The following is a 16,460-nucleotide window of genomic DNA, read 5'->3' as shown; positions in this document are numbered from 1 at the left end:
CTGTTTAGACAGCTTCAACCCTGCACGACGCAGGTGGCCAGGTGAGCGGCAAGCGCATCCCAAGCAATGCTTTGTTGTTCGCCCTGGCCACGCAGGGGTTTGAAACCTACCACTTGCTGGGCCATTTCGTCGTCACCCAGGATCAGTGCGTACAACGCACCGCTCTTGTCGGCTTTCTTGAACTGGCTTTTGAAACTGCCGGCGCCAGCATTGACTTGCAGACGCAGGTTTGGAAGTTGATCGCGTACCCGTTCGGCCAGAGCCAGACCGGCCAGCTCGGCTTCTTCACCGAAGGCGCAGAGGTAGACATCGACCTGACGGGAGATTTCTTCCGGGATCTGCTCCAGGGTTTCGAGCATCAGCACCAGACGTTCGATGCCCATGGCGAAACCGACGCCTGTGGTCGGCTTGCCGCCCATTTGCTCGACCAGACCGTCGTAACGGCCGCCCGCGCACACAGTGCCCTGGGCGCCGAGCTTGTCGGTGACCCATTCGAAAACGGTTTTGCTGTAGTAGTCGAGGCCGCGAACAAGTTTCGGGTTAAGCACGTAAGGAATGCCAACAGCATCCAGACGAGCCTTCAGGCCTTCGAAGTGAGCACGGGACTCGTCGTCGAGGTAATCCGCCATCTTCGGCGCATCGACCAGCACGGCCTGGGTGTCGGCATTTTTGGTGTCGAGCACGCGTAGCGGGTTGGTTTTCAGACGACGCTGGCTGTCTTCGTCGAGCTTGTCGTGGTGCGCCGAGAGGTACTCGACCAGCGCTTCACGATAACGACCACGGGACTCGCTGGTGCCGAGGCTGTTCAGTTCGAGTTTGACCGCATCACGGATACCCAGCTCGCCCCACAGGCGCCAGGTCATGATGATCAGTTCGGCATCGATGTCCGGACCGTCGAGGTTGAACACTTCCAGACCGATCTGGTGGAACTGGCGATAACGGCCTTTCTGCGGGCGCTCGTGACGGAACATCGGGCCGATGTACCAGAGTTTCTGCACCTGGCCACCGCCGGTGATGCCGTGCTCGAGCACCGCACGCACGCACGCCGCGGTGCCTTCCGGGCGCAGGGTCAGGGAGTCGCCGTTGCGGTCTTCGAAGGTGTACATCTCTTTTTCGACGATGTCGGTCACTTCACCGATCGAGCGTTTGAACAGCTCGGTGAATTCGACGATCGGCATGCGGATCTGCTTGTAACCGTAGTTATCCAGCAGACGCGCCACAGTGCCCTCCAGATAACGCCACAGCGGGGTCTGTTCGGGCAGGATGTCATTCATGCCACGAATGGCTTGCAGAGACTTGCTCACTTTAAATCCTTAAATTCGTTCGGCGTTCAGTCAGCTCAGCCGCGCGCGATAACCGCTGCGTCAGCTTCGACCTTCTCGGCCGCTTTCTGGCGGATCAGCCTTTCCAGCTCGTCCACCAGATTGTCATTCGTCAGTTTCTGCGACGGCTTGCCGTCGATATAAATCAGGTTTGGCGTGCCGCCGGTCAAGCCGATATGGGCTTCCTTGGCTTCACCGGGGCCGTTGACCACACAACCGATCACCGCGACATCCAGCGGCACCAGCAGGTCTTCAAGACGCCCTTCCAGCTCGTTCATGGTCTTGACCACATCGAAGTTCTGCCGCGAGCAGCTCGGGCAGGCGATGAAGTTGATGCCACGGGAACGCAGATGCAAAGACTTGAGAATGTCGTAACCGACCTTCACTTCCTCGACCGGGTCGGCCGCCAGCGAGATGCGGATAGTATCGCCAATCCCCTCGGCGAGCAGCATACCTAGGCCCACGGCGGATTTCACTGTGCCCGAACGCAATCCACCGGCTTCGGTGATGCCCAGGTGCAGCGGCTGGACAATTTCTTTCGCCAGCAAGCGGTAGGCTTCAACGGCCATGAACACGTCGGAAGCCTTCACGCTGACCTTGAAGTCCTGGAAATTCAGGCGTTCGAGGTGTTCAACGTGACGCAAGGCGGACTCGACCAGCGCGGCCGGGGTCGGCTCGCCGTATTTCTTTTGCAGGTCTTTTTCCAGCGAGCCGGCGTTGACGCCGATGCGGATCGGGATCCCGCGGTCACGGGCGGCATCGACCACGGCACGCACGCGGTCTTCACGACCGATGTTGCCCGGGTTGATCCGCAGGCAGTCCACACCCAGCTCGGCTACGCGCAACGCGATCTTGTAGTCGAAGTGAATGTCGGCAACCAACGGCACCTTGACCAGTTGCTTGATTCTGCCGAACGCCTCGGCGGCGTCCATGTCCGGCACCGATACGCGAACGATGTCGACGCCGGCGGCTTCCAGACGATTGATCTGCGCAACGGTGGCGGCCACGTCATTGGTGTCACTGTTGGTCATGCTCTGCACAGCAATCGGCGCATCGCCGCCCACCGGTACGTTGCCGACCCAGATCTTGCGCGATTCGCGACGTTTGATTGGAGATTCGCCGTGCATGACTTATTGACCCAACTTCAGGCGAGCAGTCTCGCCACTGGTGAACGGAGCGATATCGACCGGCTGGCCGTTGTAGCTGACCTGTGCGGCGCGGGCAACGCCCAGACGCACGTTCAGCGGCAGCTTGCCGCTGACAGCCACGCTGTCGCCTTTATGTTTCAGACCACTGAACAGCACTTTGCCGCGACCATCGGTAACTTGCGCCCAGCAATCGCCGGTGAACTGCAATTGCACCTGGCCGTCGCCGGCAACTGGAGCGGTCGCTTGCGCGGTTGGCGCAGGCGTCGCAGGAACGACTGGCGCCGTGGCGGTCGGCGCTTGCGTCGCGGGAACGTTCGGTGCAGGAGTGGCCGGGGTGGCGACAACCGGGGCCGGTGTGTTAACCGGTGCTGTTGGCGTCGCCGGCGCTGCTGGCGCAGTTGCCGGAGCAGCAGGCTCGGCGCCAGCAGCGCCGGCGGTGGTTTCCGATTGCGGCAGCGCCAGGGCAGTGGCGCCCTCGGTCTGAGCTTCGGCGACAGCCTGATCTTCCGGCTCGTCAATCGGATGGATCTGGGTGGTGCCGTCGGCGCCTTCGACTTCGACGTGCTCTGGTGTCAGGCTGGCCAGGTCTTTGGTGCGCTGCGACGTCTGATCCTGCCACCAGACGAAACCGCCGCCGATGACCGCGATCAGCAACAGCAAGCTGACGATACGCAAAATGGTGTGGGAAACCCGCACCGGCTCTTCGATACGACCCAGAGCGTGGACGTTGCTGCCTTGGGAATCGGTGCCGGTGGACTGGTCGAATTGCTGGACCAGAACGGTCTGGTCCATGCCGAGCAATTTGGCATAAGCGCGAATGTAACCGCGAGCGAAGGTATGCCCCGGCAGCTTGTCGAAAGCGCCGGCTTCAAGATTGCTCAGGGAAGTCACGGTGAGGTTGAGCTTGAGGGCCACTTCGGCCAGCGACCAGCCATTGCTTTCGCGGGCCTGGCGCAGGGTCTCACCGGGGTTAACGCGATTCGCTGCTACAACTTCGGGATGCGCCGCTTTCATCATTGCTCCGACAGGTATTGCTGATATTCCGGCGTACCGGGATAGAGTCGTTTTAATTGCAGGCCATAACTGGCGGCCTTGTCGCGATCTTCAAACACTTTTGCCAGCCGAACGCCGAGCAATAGACTACGTGCATTTTGTTCGGTCAGCAGGCTGAAACGGTCGTAATAGTCTCGCGCGGGCACATAATGCCTGTCTTCGAAGGACAACTCAGCCATTTCCAGCAATGCGCGTGGCTGTTGGCGGTTCAAACGCAGCGCCTTTTCCAGCTGCTGCTGCGCCAGATCACGCTGACCGAGCTTCGCCGCCGTCATGCCGAGGTTCTCGAACACACGCGAACGCTCAGGATACAGGGTATCGGCGGCGGCCTGTTCAAAACGCTCGTAGGCTTCTTTATAACGCTGTTGTTCGTAGAGAAAACTGCCGTAGTTGTTGAGGATGCGCGCATCGGCAGGACGGGAGGACAAAGCCTTGCGGAAGTGTTCGTCGGCCAGCTCAGGCTCCATTTCGGACTGGAACACCAAGCCGAGAGCAGCATTGGCATCAGGATCGGAACCGTCGATTTCCAGCGCCTTCTTCAGCGGCACCTTGGCCCGCTCGCTCATGCCTTGCTGCAAGTACCCCAGCCCCAACTGCACGTAGGCAGCCCGCGCTTCATCGCGGCCCTTGCTGGTCTTCATCGGGTTGTAGTCACCCGACAGGACACAACCAGCACACAGGCTGGTCAACAGCAACAGCAGCGCAAAGCGCAGGGACATAGAGATCCTCTCTTAGTTAGTGTTCGCAGCGTTCTGTGCCAGATCGCTGTCGGCGCTCAACTCACGCACGGCGATGTAACGTTCGCTGCGACGGGTGCGATCCAGCACCTGCCCTACCAATTGACCACACGCAGCGTCGATGTCTTCACCACGGGTGGTGCGGACAGTGACGTTGAAACCGGCCTGATGCAACTGATCCTGGAACCGTCGGATAGCATTGTTGCTCGGCCGCTCGTACCCGGAATGCGGGAACGGGTTGAACGGAATCAGGTTGATCTTGCACGGAATGTTCTTCAGCAGCTCGATCATTTCCACCGCATGCTCAACTTTATCGTTGATGTCCTTGAGCAAGGTGTACTCGATGGTCAGCACACGCTTCTCGCCAAGGGCGGACATGTAGCGCTTGCACGACTCGAGCAGCATCTTAAGCGGATATTTCTTGTTGATCGGCACCAATTGGTTACGCAATGCGTCATTCGGTGCGTGCAGGGACAACGCCAGGGATACGTCGATGTGCTTGGCCAGCTCATCGATCATCGGCACCACACCCGACGTGGACAGGGTCACGCGGCGCTTGGAAATCCCGTAGCCGAGGTCATCCATCATCAGATGCATGGCGGCGACGACGTTGTCGAAGTTCAGCAGCGGCTCACCCATGCCCATCATCACCACGTTGGTGATGGCACGGTCGACGGTTGCCGGGACACTGCCGAAAGATTTGTTGGCAATCCACACCTGACCGATGACTTCGGCGGCGGTGAGGTTGCTATTGAAGCCTTGCTTGCCGGTGGAGCAGAAACTGCAATCCAGGGCACAGCCTGCCTGGGACGAAACGCACAGAGTGCCGCGCTTGCCCTGGGGAATGTATACGGTCTCGACGCAGCTGCCGGACGCCACGCGCACCACCCACTTACGGGTGCCGTCGCTGGAAATGTCCTCGCTGACCACTTCGGGACCACGGACCTCGGCAATAGCCTTGAGCTTGTCGCGCAAGGCCTTGCTGACGTTCGTCATGGCGTCGAAATCATCGACACCAAAATGGTGAATCCATTTCATTACCTGACCGGCACGGAAACGCTTCTCCCCGATTGAGTCGAAGAATTTTTCCATTTCCTGTTGAGTCAGCCCCAGCAGGTTGGTTTTTACAGTCGATGTAGTCATGGATTCACCTTCACTCTTAAGCCAATGCTTAGCGAGTGGTTACTTCAGTAGCTGCGAAGAAGTACGAGATTTCACGAGCAGCTGCGGCTTCGGAGTCCGAACCGTGAACAGCGTTGGCGTCGATGGAATCAGCGAAATCAGCGCGGATGGTACCGGCAGCAGCTTCTTTAGGGTTGGTAGCGCCCATCAGCTCACGGTTCAGAGCGATAGCGTTTTCGCCTTCCAGAACCTGAACGACAACAGGACCGGAGATCATGAAAGCAACCAGGTCGCCGAAGAAACCACGAGCGCTGTGCTCAGCGTAGAAGCCTTCAGCTTCAGCTTTGGACAGTTGCTTCAGTTTCGAAGCTACAACGCGCAGGCCTGCTTTTTCGAAACGAGTGGTGATCTCGCCGATGACGTTTTTTGCAACAGCGTCAGGCTTGATGATGGAGAAAGTACGTTGAACAGCCATGGTGTAACTCCAGAAACGGTAATTTGCGAAAAATTAAACCCGCGAATTATACGCGGGTTCTTGGGTATTGCCTAACCTGCGAGGACGATCAGTCTACTTCTTCGATCCAGAGCGCCTGAACCGCTTCCAACACCTTCTCGCCAACACGGCCAGAGGTGTCGTCGAAGTCAGGCAGTTCCTTGATCCATCGCTGCAGGTCGACGAAATTGACAGAAAGCGGATCCACATCCAGCTTGGCTTCAGCCAATTCTTCTGCAATGCGTTGAACATCATTCCAACCGTAGCTCATGACAGTCTTACCAGTCAGTGCGGCGCTTCGGCCGCATGGTTAAGCGAATATTTCGGAATTTCGACGGTGATGTCTTCTTCACCCACGATAGCCTGACAGGCCAGGCGCGATTGCGCTTCCAGACCCCAGGCACGATCGAGGAAATCTTCTTCCAGCTCGTCAGCCTCTTCCATCGAGTCGAAACCCTCGCGGATGATGCAATGGCAAGTGGTGCAGGCGCAGACGCCACCGCAGGCGCTTTCCATCTCGATGTGGTGTTCATGGGCCAGTTCGAGAATCGATGTGCCGGGCGCAGCCTCGACCACCATGCCTTCAGGGCAGAACTTCTCGTGGGGCAGAAAAATGACCTGCGGCATCAGATATCCTCGATTTCATTCAGGTTGCGCCCCGACAGAGCGGCTTTCACCGTCAGATCCATGCGGCGGGCAGCAAAAGCGTCGGTCACTTGCGACAGACGCTTGGTCTGCTGCTCGATGGCGTAACCATCAGTACCTTTCATCAGTTCGGCCAGTTCCTGCAACTGCAAGTCGATGACCATGCGCTCTTCGGCGTCGAGCAATCGCTCGCCGTCCACTTCCAGAGCGCCCTGCACCGCTTCAATCAGACGCTGGGCATCGACTTGCTGCTCACGCAGGACGCGGGCAACCTTGTCGTCATTGGCGTGCTGGAACGAATCTTTCAACATCTTGGCGATTTCGCCGTCGGTCAGACCGTAGGACGGCTTGACCTGAATGCTCGCCTCAACGCCCGAACCCAGTTCACGGGCGGAAACGCTGAGCAGACCGTCGGCATCGACCTGGAAGGTCACGCGAATCTTCGCCGCACCGGCCACCATCGCCGGAATACCGCGCAACTCGAAGCGCGCCAGCGAGCGGCAGTCGCTGATCAGTTCACGCTCGCCCTGCAAGACGTGAATGGCCATGGCCGACTGACCATCTTTATAAGTAGTGAAATCCTGAGCACGGGCGACGGGGATGGTGGTATTGCGCGGAATCACCTTCTCCATCAGGCCACCCATGGTTTCCAGCCCCAGGGACAGCGGAATCACGTCGAGCAACAGCAGCTCGCCGCCATCGCGCTTGTTGCCAGCCAGGGTATCGGCCTGGATCGCAGCACCGATGGCCACCACTTGATCCGGATCGATTTCAGTCAACGGCTGACGACCGAAGGCTTCGGCAACGGATTCACGAACCCGTGGTACGCGAGTCGAACCGCCGACCATGACCACGGCGTGAACGTCTTCCAGCTCAACACCGGAATCACGAACGGCGCGACGGCAGGCTTTCAGGCTGCGAGCGACCATCGGCTCGATCAGCGCATCAAAGGCCTCGCGAGTCAGTTGGGCTTTCCAGTCACCGTAGGCAACTTCAACACTCGCCGCATCGGTCAGGGCTTCTTTTGCTGCGCAGGCGGTTTGCAGCAGATTGCGCTGCGCACCCGGATCGAGATCGGCGGACAGGCCGGCGCTCTCGATGATCCAGCCGGCAATCGCGTGATCGAAGTCATCGCCGCCCAGCGCGCTGTCACCGCCAGTGGCCAGCACTTCGAAAACACCACCGGTCAGACGCAGAATCGAAATATCGAAGGTGCCACCGCCCAGGTCATAAATGGCCACCAGGCCTTCGGCATGCTGATCCAGACCGTAAGCCACAGCGGCGGCGGTCGGTTCATTGAGCAGGCGCAGCACGTTCAGGCCGGCGAGTTTCGCCGCATCCTTGGTGGCCTGACGTTGAGCATCGTCGAAATAGGCAGGAACAGTGATCACCGCACCAACCAGCTCGCCACCCAAGGTCGCTTCAGCGCGCTGACGCAGGACCTTGAGGATATCAGCGGAGACTTCGACAGGGCTTTTCGGCCCCTGAATGGTGTCGATGAACGGCATGTGCGATTCGCCGCCGACAAAGCGGTACGGCAGTTGCTCGCCCAATTGCTTGACGTCGGACAGACCACGACCCATCAAGCGCTTGACCGAGAGCACAGTGTTCAGAGGATCGGAGGACGCGGCCAGCTTGGCCGACTCGCCGACTTCGACGCGATCGGCGTGATAACGCACGGCAGACGGCAGGATGACCTGCCCGTCAGCGTCGGCCAGCGGCTCGGAAAGACCACTGCGCAACGCAGCGACCAGCGAATTGGTAGTGCCCAAGTCGATCCCCACAGCCAGACGACGCTGGTGCGGTTGAGGACTTTGGCCGGGTTCGGCGATCTGCAGTAGGGCCATCGTGATCAGGACTTATCTGTATATCAGGCGTGCGACCGGAGCGGCACTGGGTTAATCGTCGAGGCGCTCTTCTAACTGGCGCACTTCGTAGGTGAGCTTGTCGAGGAACTGCATGCGTCGCATCAGGCGTTCGGCCTGTTCGCGCTGCGCTGCATCATCCCAACAGGCTGCGAAGCTTTCGTTGAGTTCTTCCTGAGCCACTTTCAAGCGACGCTTGAACACCGCGACACCGTCGAGATCGGCGCTGTCCTGGAGGTCTTCGAGTTCTTCGCGCCACTGCATCTGCTGCAAAAGAAACTCGGGGTCATGGACCGTGACTTCCATCGGCACTTCATGCCCGCTGACTTTCAGCAGGTAGCGCGCACGCTGGGGCGGGCTCTTGAGCGTCTGATAGGCCTCATTGAGGCGTGCAGACTGCTCGAGCGCCAACCGTTGCTCGCGCTCGGAAGCATCGGCAAAACGGTCAGGATGAACGCCGCGCGCCAACTCTCGGTAGCGCGTGGCCAACTGCTCGAGATCCAGACGGAAACTCGGTTGCAGCTCGAATAAAGCGAAATGACAAGGAATACCCACGACAAGCCTCAGATGTTGAAGCTTTCGCCGCAGCCACACTCACCGCGTACGTTGGGGTTGTTGAACTTGAAGCCTTCGTTCAACCCTTCCTTGACGAAATCGAGCTCGGTGCCGTCCAGGTAGGCCAGGCTTTTCGGGTCGATAATCACTTTTTCGCCGTGACTTTCGAACACCTGATCCTCTGCAACCACCTCGTCGACAAACTCCAGCACGTAGGCAAGGCCGGAACAACCTGTGGTGCGAACACCCAGACGAATCCCTTCACCTTTGCCGCGCCCGTTGAGGGAGCGTCGCACGTGCTGAGCAGCCGCTTCTGTCATGCTGATAGCCATCGTTGACTCCTTACTCGTCGCCAAATCCAGAAAGTCAGATCAAGCCTTTCTTCTGCTTGTAATCGCGAACAGCCGCTTTGATAGCGTCTTCAGCCAGTACCGAGCAGTGAATCTTCACTGGTGGCAGGGCCAATTCTTCGGCCAGCTGAGTGTTCTTGATGGTTTCGGCTTCGTCCAGGGTCTTGCCCTTCATCCACTCGGTGGCGAGGGAGCTGGAAGCGATTGCCGAACCGCAGCCGTAGGTCTTGAACTTGGCGTCTTCGATAACGCCCTGATCGTTGACCTTGATTTGCAGGCGCATGACGTCGCCGCACGCCGGAGCGCCGACCATGCCGGTGCCGACATCAGGATCTTCCGCGTTCATCTTGCCGACGTTGCGCGGGTTTTCGTAGTGGTCGATGACCTTTTCGCTGTAAGCCATGATGCTTAATCCTCACTCATCAGAGAGTCGCTCTTAAAGCCCTGCAACCTGGGTGACAGGGCCGGTTCGCGGCGACTTGAAATCAGTGTGCCGCCCACTCGATTTTCGAAATGTCGACACCGTCTTTGTACATGTCCCAAAGCGGCGACAGAGCGCGCAGCTTGGTAACAGCCTCGCAGACTTTCTGCGCGGCGTAGTCGATTTCTTCTTCGGTCGTGAAGCGGCCGAAAGTGAAGCGGATCGAGCTGTGTGCCAGTTCGTCGTTGCGGCCCAGGGCGCGCAGCACGTACGAAGGCTCAAGCGATGCCGAGGTGCAGGCCGAACCGGACGAAACCGCCAGATCCTTGAGCGCCATGATCAGCGACTCGCCTTCAACGTAGTTGAAGCTCAGGTTCAGGTTGTGCGGAACGCGGGCAATCAGGCTACCGTTGACGTACAGCTCTTCCAGATGCTCGACCTGCTTGTAGAAACGGTCGCTCAAGGCTTTGATACGAACGTTTTCAGCGGCCATGTCTTCTTTTGCGACACGGAACGCTTCGCCCATGCCAACGATCTGGTGGGTCGCCAGGGTGCCGGAACGCATGCCACGCTCGTGACCGCCACCGTGCATGGTCGCTTCAATGCGCACACGCGGCTTGCGGCTGACGTACAACGCGCCGATGCCTTTAGGGCCGTAGGTTTTGTGAGCAGAGAACGACATCATGTCGACTTTCAGTTTCTGCAGGTCGATCTCGACCTTGCCAGTGGACTGAGCAGCGTCAACATGGAACAGGATGCCCTTCGAACGAAGCAGCTCGCCGATGGCAGCGATATCGTTGACGGTGCCGATTTCGTTGTTCACGTGCATGGCCGACACGAGGATGGTGTCTTCGCGCAACGCAGCTTCGATCATGGCCGGAGTGATCAGACCGTCTTCAGTCGGATCAAGGTAGGTGACTTCGAAACCTTCACGCTCCAGTTGGCGCATGGTGTCGAGGACAGCCTTGTGCTCGATCTTGGAGGTGATCAGGTGCTTGCCCTTGGAGGCGTAGAAATGTGCCGCACCCTTGATTGCCAGGTTGTTGGACTCGGTAGCACCGGACGTCCAGACGATTTCACGCGGATCAGCGTTGACCAGATCGGCCACCTGACGACGGGCGTTTTCTACGGACTCTTCAGCCTTCCAGCCGAACACGTGGGAACGGGAAGCCGGGTTACCGAAGTTTCCGTCGACCAGCAGGCATTCACTCATTTTTTGCGCAACGCGCGGATCGACCGGGGTGGTCGCAGAGTAATCAAGGTAAATCGGCAATTTCATGGACTATCTCCTAAATCAGGCTGGCTGGCGTGCCGCTAGCTCTTTGGCTGTCATTCGACGGCGGACGCTTCAATCTTGTCCAGGCGCGGCGCCTTGCCATTGCAACGACGCTGATCCTGGCGCTGGGCTACTTCTTGCACCTCACGGCGAGTCACAAGATCAGCCAAGCTGATACCGCTGAGAAATTCGTGAATCTGCAGGCTAAGGTCGCACCACAGGTGATGGGTCAGGCAGGTGTCGCCGGAATGGCAATCGCCCTGGCCCTGGCATTTGGTGGCATCGACCGATTCGTTCACCGCATCGATCACCTGAGCCACCTGGATACCCTGCATGTCGCGGGACAACTGGTAGCCACCGCCCGGACCGCGAACACTGGAAACCAGGTTGCTGCGGCGCAGCTTGGCGAAAAGCTGTTCGAGATAGGACAGGGAGATGCCTTGGCGCTCGGAGATATCGGCCAGGGACACCGGCCCGTGCTGCGCGTGCAACGCCAGGTCAAGCATGGCGGTCACGGCGTATCGGCCTTTTGTAGTCAGTCGCATGGACAGTTACCACGGAGTTCAGAATGGGCGGGAGTATGCAATTCCCGAGCATTTAAGTCAACTATAAGACCTAGTGCTTTAGTCGGGTTTACCCGCAAAAGAGCGCGCGCATCATAGCAAAGGCTGTCGGCGTACAGCCAGTGGTTGCGCGTTATCGTTCTTCGCGAGCAGGCTCACTCCCACAGGAGAACGCACTCCAAAGTGGGAGCGAGCCTGCTCGCGAAGAAGTCGACGCGATTTAGCTGGCCTGACTCTGATCCTTGCCCTTCACGCAGGCGAAGTCTTCTTCGCGCAGCGAAGGCAGATCTTTCGCACAGTAATTGCTGCCCAGATCCTTCAGTGCGCCGCACATCCCCTCCAGACGCCCATCCACCGCTTGCAGGTGATCGAGCAACTGCCCAATGGCGCGCGCCACCGGGTCAGGCATGTCTTCGCTCACACCATAGGCATCGAAACCGATCTTCTCGGCCATGGCCTTGCGCTTGGCGTCCTGCTCCTCATCGGATTTGACGATGATCCGCCCTGGAATACCCACAACCGTGGCGCCCGGCGGCACTTCCTTGGTCACTACCGCATTGGAGCCGACCTTGGCACCGGCGCCGACAGTGAACGGTCCCAACACTTTCGCGCCGGCACCGACGACGACACCGTCACCCAACGTCGGATGGCGCTTGCCTTTATTCCAACTGGTGCCACCGAGGGTCACGCCCTGATAAATCGTGACGTCATCGCCAATCTCGGCGGTTTCGCCGATGACGATGCCCATACCGTGGTCGATAAAGAAGCGACGACCGACTTTCGCCCCCGGATGAATCTCGATCCCGGTCAACCAGCGGCCGAAATTCGACACCAGACGCGCCAGCCATTTCAGATCATGGCGCCACAGCATCCCGGCCAGTCGATGAATCCAGATCGCATGCATGCCGGGGTAGCACGTCAGGACTTCAAAAGCGTTACGCGCCGCCGGGTCTCGATGGAATACGCTTTGGATATCTTCACGCAAACGCTCAAACATCATTTAGTCCTTCCGCTTAAGAAGCTCACCACGGGCCGCTTTTTGGGTTTCCGTGAGGATGCCACGCAAAATATTCATTTCCGCTCGACTGACCGAGCTGCGTCCGTACAACCGGCGCAGGCGCGCCATCAAGTGCCGCGGTTTTTCCGGATCGAGGAATTCGATGGCGACCAAGGTTTGCTCCAGGTGCTCATAGAATCGCTCCAGCTCATCCATGGTCGCCAGCTCGGCGCTTTTCACCGAGGCCACTTCTTCCTTCTCGATCTTGCTTGGCTGACCTTGCGCGACCAACCACGCCATGCGCACTTCATAGCTCAACACCTGCACCGCCGCGCCGAGATTCAGCGAGCTGAACTCAGGATCGGAGGGGATGTGTACGTGAACGTGACATCGCTGCAGCTCGTCGTTGGTCAGGCCGGAATCTTCACGACCAAACACCAAAGCGATTTCAGCGCCCTGCCCGGCCTCTTCGACCACTTTGGTGCCACACTCGCGCGGATCCAGCAGCGGCCAGGGAATGCGCCGGTCGCGGGCACTGGTGCCAAGCACCAGATTGCAGCCGACCAAGGCATCTTCCAGGGTGGCGACGACCTGGGCGTTTTCAAGGATGTCACCGGCACCGGAAGCGCGAGCATCGGCTTCGTGGTGCGGGAATAGCCGCGGTTCGACCAGCACCAGCCGCGACAGACCCATGTTTTTCATGGCGCGCGCGGCCCCGCCGATGTTGCCGGGGTGGCTGGTATTGACCAGGACGACACGAATATTCTGCAGCAAGGGAGGCGCTCTCGGACACAGGAAAGGGGTGCAAATCTTACAGAACAGCCTACCGTTAAGCTATGAAAGCGAACAGCGACCTTCACCTGAAGAAAAGTTCTGATAGAATGCGCGGCTTTCTTTAACAACCTTAGGTGACACATCCATGCAGCCCATGCTGAATATCGCGCTGCGCGCCGCCCGCAGCGCCAGTGAACTGATCTTCCGCTCCATCGAGCGCCTGGATACCATCAAGGTCGACGAAAAAGACGCCAAGGATTATGTATCCGAGGTCGATCGCGCCGCCGAACAGAAAATCATCGATGCCCTGCGCAAGGCTTACCCGAATCATTCGATCCAGGGTGAAGAGACTGGCCTGCACGCCGGCACCGGGATCGAAGGCGAAGAATACCTGTGGATCATCGACCCACTGGACGGTACCACCAACTTCCTGCGCGGTATTCCTCACTTCGCTGTCAGCATTGCCTGCAAATACCGCGGTCGCCTGGAACACGCTGTTGTTCTGGACCCGGTTCGCCAGGAAGAATTCACCGCCAGCCGTGGTCGCGGCGCTCAACTGAACGGTCGTCGTCTGCGCGTCAGCGGTCGCACCAGCCTTGACGGCGCTCTGCTCGGCACTGGCTTCCCGTTCCGTGACGACCAGATGGACAACCTCGACAACTACCTGGGCATGTTCCGCGCCTTGGTTGGCCAGACTGCCGGCATCCGCCGCGCCGGCTCGGCAAGCCTGGACCTGGCTTATGTGGCTGCCGGTCGTTTCGATGCATTCTGGGAGTCGGGCCTGTCCGAGTGGGACATGGCTGCAGGCGCCCTGCTGATCCAGGAAGCTGGTGGTCTGGTGAGCGACTTCACCGGCGGTCACGACTTCCTTGAGAAAGGCCACATCGTTGCCGGCAACACCAAATGCTTCAAGGCAGTCCTGACGGCGATCCAGCCGCACCTGCCGGCCTCGCTGAAGCGCTAAGCTTCCCGCGAAACGAAAAAAGCACCCTTCGGGGTGCTTTTTTTAGGTTCTTCACGGAATCCCGGGAAACACAGAAACAAGAACGCCGATTTGATTGATGATGTTCGTGCGAGCAAACACATCTAACAAACCGGCGTTCTTATGCACGATATTAATACTTTCCTTCCTTTTTGGGAGGGCTTTTCTGTCGTCACGATCAAGCCTGATGGTGATGCCCTCCAGATCGATCTGACACCCCACGCCACCCGATTCCCTTCCTGTGGTGGGTGCCAAAAACCCTGTTCAACCACGCATGAGTATTGCCAGCGAGTCATTCGTGATTTACCCATTCTCGGTCGCGCAGTACGCCTGAGCGTTTTGCTCCGACGCGTTGGTTGCCGCGACTGTGGCAAACGCATGGAGGCCGTCAGTTGGCTGGATCGCTATGCCCGTATGACACGGCGTCTGGCAGAGGCGGTCATTCAAGCCTGTGAACGCCTTCCCACGTTGCACGTAGCGCAGATGTTTGGGCTGCATTGGGAGACCGTTCGGGTGCTGGAGCGTCGAGCCTTGCAAGCAGCATTGAGCGTTTTGCCAAAGGCGCAACCGCGACGCTTGGTGATGGACGAGTTCGCATTATTCAAAGGTCATCGTTATGCCAGCGTTGTTCTGGACGCGGATACGCGACGGGTGCTGTGGATCGGCGAAGGCCGCAGCCGGGCGGCGGTCAGGCCATTTTTCGAAGAGCTGGGGCCAGAGGGGTGCGCCCGAATCGAAGCGGTGGCAATGGACATGAACACCGCTTTTGATCTGGAGGTTCGTCAGCACTGCCCAAAAGCGCGAGTGGTCTACGATCTTTTCCATGTGGTGGCCAAATATGGCCGAGAGGTGATTGATCGGGTTCGCGTCGACGAAGCCAATCGACTGCGTCACGACAAGCCGGCCCGAAAGGTCATCAAGCAAGCGCGTTGGCTGCTCCTGCGCAACCCGCAGAACCTGAAAACACCGGAGCAACAGGTCCGCTTGGAGGATTTGCTGGCGGCCAACCAAGCGTTGATGACGGTCTACTTGATGAAAGCTGAACTCAAAACGCTCTGGACGCCAAGTACCGCCTGGGGCTGGAGATCAGCCTGGAAGCAATGGCTGCGCCACGCTGATGAAAGCGCGATACCGGCTCTGATCCTGTTCGCCAAACGGCTAAAGGGTTACTGGCGGGGAATCGTCAGCCGGGTTCGCTGGCCGATGCACACGGGGCAGTTGGAAGGCATAAACAATCGAATAAAGGTTATCAAACGGATGGCGTACGGTTACCGGGATAGCGAATTCTTTTTCATGAAAATCAAGAGCGTCTTTCCCGGTAATCCGTGAAGAACCTTTTTTTATGCCTGGGATTCGATCTTCAGATCACCAAAATCTTCATGTGGGAGCGAGCCTGCTCGCGAATGCGGCATGCCAGCCGACATCAATGTTGACTGTCAGAATGCATTCGCGAGCAGGCTCGCTCCCACAAGGGATCACGGCAAAGCCAGAAATGGCGGGCACAAAAAAGCACCCCGCAGGGTGCTTCTTTTTAAAACAGTCGGTACTTACTGACCCGGCTCATTCTGCGACAGAACCAGCTTACCTTCCTTGTCGACCGGAATCTGGTTGCCCGGATCGCGATCCATCCGCACTTTGCCTTCCTTGCCGTCCAGCGAGTAACGCACGTCGTAACCAACGACTTTGTCGCTGATGTCATTCACGGTGTTACAGCGAGTTTGTGTCGTGGTGTAGGTGTCACGGTTTTGCATGCCTTCCTGCACCTTGTTACCGGCATAACCACCACCGACAGCACCAGCGACCGTGGCAATCTTCTTGCCGGTGCCGCCGCCGACCTGGTTACCCAGCAAACCACCCGCTACGGCACCAATGGCGGTACCGAGAATCTGGTGTTGATCCTTGACCGGCGCCTGCCGGGTCACCGCAACGTCCTTGCATACTTCACGTGGCGTCTTGATCTGTGTCTTGACCGGTTCAACGGCCAGCACTTGCGCATACTCAGGGCCGCTTTTAACCAGGCTGTAGGTGGCAACAGCACCCCCGGCAGTTACACCGACAGCACCCAATACCGCACCAACCAGCAACGACTTGTTCACATGAACCTCCTGACCATCACATGCGGGACGCGCCCGCGCTTCTCCCAGCCTTGGAGCATAA

The 16,460-nt window shown here is 58.6% G+C and carries 20 protein-coding genes; 2 read left to right on the top strand and 18 right to left on the bottom strand.

The features are described 5' to 3' along the window. Positions 1–14: 14 nt before the first annotated feature. The 16 genes from hisS to trmJ all read right to left on the bottom strand — a co-directional run bounded on the left by hisS (position 15) and on the right by trmJ (position 13,321). Positions 15–1,304: a histidine--tRNA ligase gene (hisS, locus tag ATI02_RS00710; protein ID WP_100845166.1), complete on the bottom strand. Its 1,290-nt coding sequence runs from the start codon at positions 1,302–1,304 to the stop codon at positions 15–17. A gap of 35 nt (positions 1,305–1,339) precedes the next feature. Continuing rightward, positions 1,340–2,449 carry a flavodoxin-dependent (E)-4-hydroxy-3-methylbut-2-enyl-diphosphate synthase gene (ispG, locus tag ATI02_RS00705; RefSeq protein WP_095190527.1) on the bottom strand — a complete coding sequence of 370 codons (1,110 nt, stop codon included), beginning with the start codon at positions 2,447–2,449 and terminating at the stop codon, positions 1,340–1,342. Between the two features lie 3 nt (positions 2,450–2,452). Continuing rightward, positions 2,453–3,484, bottom strand: coding sequence for a RodZ domain-containing protein (locus tag ATI02_RS00700; RefSeq protein ID WP_095190528.1), 1,032 nt, complete (start codon positions 3,482–3,484; stop codon positions 2,453–2,455). Next, positions 3,484–4,242: a type IV pilus biogenesis/stability protein PilW gene (gene pilW, locus ATI02_RS00695; RefSeq protein WP_095190529.1), complete on the bottom strand. Its 759-nt coding sequence runs from the start codon at positions 4,240–4,242 to the stop codon at positions 3,484–3,486. Before pilW ends, ATI02_RS00700 begins: the two co-directional genes overlap by 1 nt. A gap of 12 nt (positions 4,243–4,254) precedes the next feature. Then, positions 4,255–5,403, bottom strand: a complete 1,149-nt coding sequence (rlmN, locus tag ATI02_RS00690) for a dual-specificity RNA methyltransferase RlmN (RefSeq protein WP_095190530.1) — start codon at positions 5,401–5,403, stop codon at positions 4,255–4,257. Between the two features lie 28 nt (positions 5,404–5,431). Next, on the bottom strand, positions 5,432–5,857 hold the full coding sequence (ndk, locus tag ATI02_RS00685) for a nucleoside-diphosphate kinase (protein ID WP_007916882.1): 426 nt from the start codon (positions 5,855–5,857) through the stop codon (positions 5,432–5,434). 88 nt (positions 5,858–5,945) lie between these two features. Then, a complete protein-coding gene (gene iscX / locus ATI02_RS00680) occupies positions 5,946–6,146 on the bottom strand; it encodes a Fe-S cluster assembly protein IscX (protein ID WP_100845165.1) in 201 nt (66 codons plus the stop codon). Between the two features lie 14 nt (positions 6,147–6,160). Continuing rightward, positions 6,161–6,502, bottom strand: coding sequence for an ISC system 2Fe-2S type ferredoxin (gene fdx / locus ATI02_RS00675; protein ID WP_007916885.1), 342 nt, complete (start codon positions 6,500–6,502; stop codon positions 6,161–6,163). Next, positions 6,502–8,367 (bottom strand): Fe-S protein assembly chaperone HscA, encoded by a 1,866-nt coding sequence (gene hscA / locus ATI02_RS00670; RefSeq protein ID WP_100845164.1) that lies wholly within the window; start codon positions 8,365–8,367, stop codon positions 6,502–6,504. Before hscA ends, fdx begins: the two co-directional genes overlap by 1 nt. Positions 8,368–8,418: 51 nt before the next feature. Further along, positions 8,419–8,940 (bottom strand): co-chaperone HscB, encoded by a 522-nt coding sequence (hscB, locus tag ATI02_RS00665; RefSeq protein WP_095190533.1) that lies wholly within the window; start codon positions 8,938–8,940, stop codon positions 8,419–8,421. 8 nt (positions 8,941–8,948) lie between these two features. Then, complete coding sequence (iscA, locus tag ATI02_RS00660) at positions 8,949–9,272, bottom strand: iron-sulfur cluster assembly protein IscA (protein WP_007903589.1); 324 nt, start codon at positions 9,270–9,272, stop codon at positions 8,949–8,951. Between the two features lie 34 nt (positions 9,273–9,306). After that, entirely contained in the window at positions 9,307–9,693 is a 387-nt protein-coding gene (gene iscU, locus ATI02_RS00655; RefSeq protein WP_003227907.1) for a Fe-S cluster assembly scaffold IscU, read from the bottom strand. An 82-nt stretch (positions 9,694–9,775) separates the two neighbouring features. Further along, complete coding sequence (locus ATI02_RS00650; protein ID WP_095190534.1) at positions 9,776–10,990, bottom strand: IscS subfamily cysteine desulfurase; 1,215 nt, start codon at positions 10,988–10,990, stop codon at positions 9,776–9,778. Between the two features lie 50 nt (positions 10,991–11,040). After that, positions 11,041–11,532, bottom strand: a complete 492-nt coding sequence (iscR, locus tag ATI02_RS00645) for a Fe-S cluster assembly transcriptional regulator IscR (RefSeq protein ID WP_007956690.1) — start codon at positions 11,530–11,532, stop codon at positions 11,041–11,043. A gap of 238 nt (positions 11,533–11,770) precedes the next feature. Then, complete coding sequence (gene cysE, locus ATI02_RS00640) at positions 11,771–12,547, bottom strand: serine O-acetyltransferase (RefSeq protein ID WP_100848406.1); 777 nt, start codon at positions 12,545–12,547, stop codon at positions 11,771–11,773. A gap of 3 nt (positions 12,548–12,550) precedes the next feature. Then, a complete protein-coding gene (gene trmJ / locus ATI02_RS00635) occupies positions 12,551–13,321 on the bottom strand; it encodes a tRNA (cytosine(32)/uridine(32)-2'-O)-methyltransferase TrmJ (protein WP_100845163.1) in 771 nt (256 codons plus the stop codon). Positions 13,322–13,466: 145 nt separating this feature from the next. Here trmJ and suhB point away from each other — a divergent pair, with 145 nt between their 5' ends. Further along, on the top strand, positions 13,467–14,285 hold the full coding sequence (suhB, locus tag ATI02_RS00630) for a type III secretion system regulator SuhB (protein ID WP_016773320.1): 819 nt from the start codon (positions 13,467–13,469) through the stop codon (positions 14,283–14,285). A gap of 51 nt (positions 14,286–14,336) precedes the next feature. Here suhB and ATI02_RS32500 read toward each other — a convergent pair whose 3' ends face one another. Next, positions 14,337–14,558: a hypothetical protein gene (locus tag ATI02_RS32500; protein ID WP_238156214.1), complete on the bottom strand. Its 222-nt coding sequence runs from the start codon at positions 14,556–14,558 to the stop codon at positions 14,337–14,339. Here ATI02_RS32500 and ATI02_RS00625 point away from each other — a divergent pair. Beyond that, positions 14,481–15,632, top strand: coding sequence for an ISL3 family transposase (locus ATI02_RS00625; RefSeq protein WP_238156162.1), 1,152 nt, complete (start codon positions 14,481–14,483; stop codon positions 15,630–15,632). The two genes, ATI02_RS32500 and ATI02_RS00625, sit on opposite strands and share 78 nt — an antisense overlap. 218 nt (positions 15,633–15,850) lie before the next feature. Here ATI02_RS00625 and ATI02_RS00620 read toward each other — a convergent pair whose 3' ends face one another. Continuing rightward, positions 15,851–16,399, bottom strand: a complete 549-nt coding sequence (locus ATI02_RS00620) for a glycine zipper 2TM domain-containing protein (RefSeq protein ID WP_095191847.1) — start codon at positions 16,397–16,399, stop codon at positions 15,851–15,853. Positions 16,400–16,460 lie beyond the last annotated feature (61 nt).

This window comes from Pseudomonas baetica, from assembly GCF_002813455.1.
In the GTDB taxonomy this organism is placed as follows: Bacteria; Pseudomonadota; Gammaproteobacteria; order Pseudomonadales; family Pseudomonadaceae; genus Aquipseudomonas; species Aquipseudomonas baetica.
Note: the sequence above shows the minus strand (reverse complement) of the source record. Positions and strands in the feature narration are given on the sequence as shown.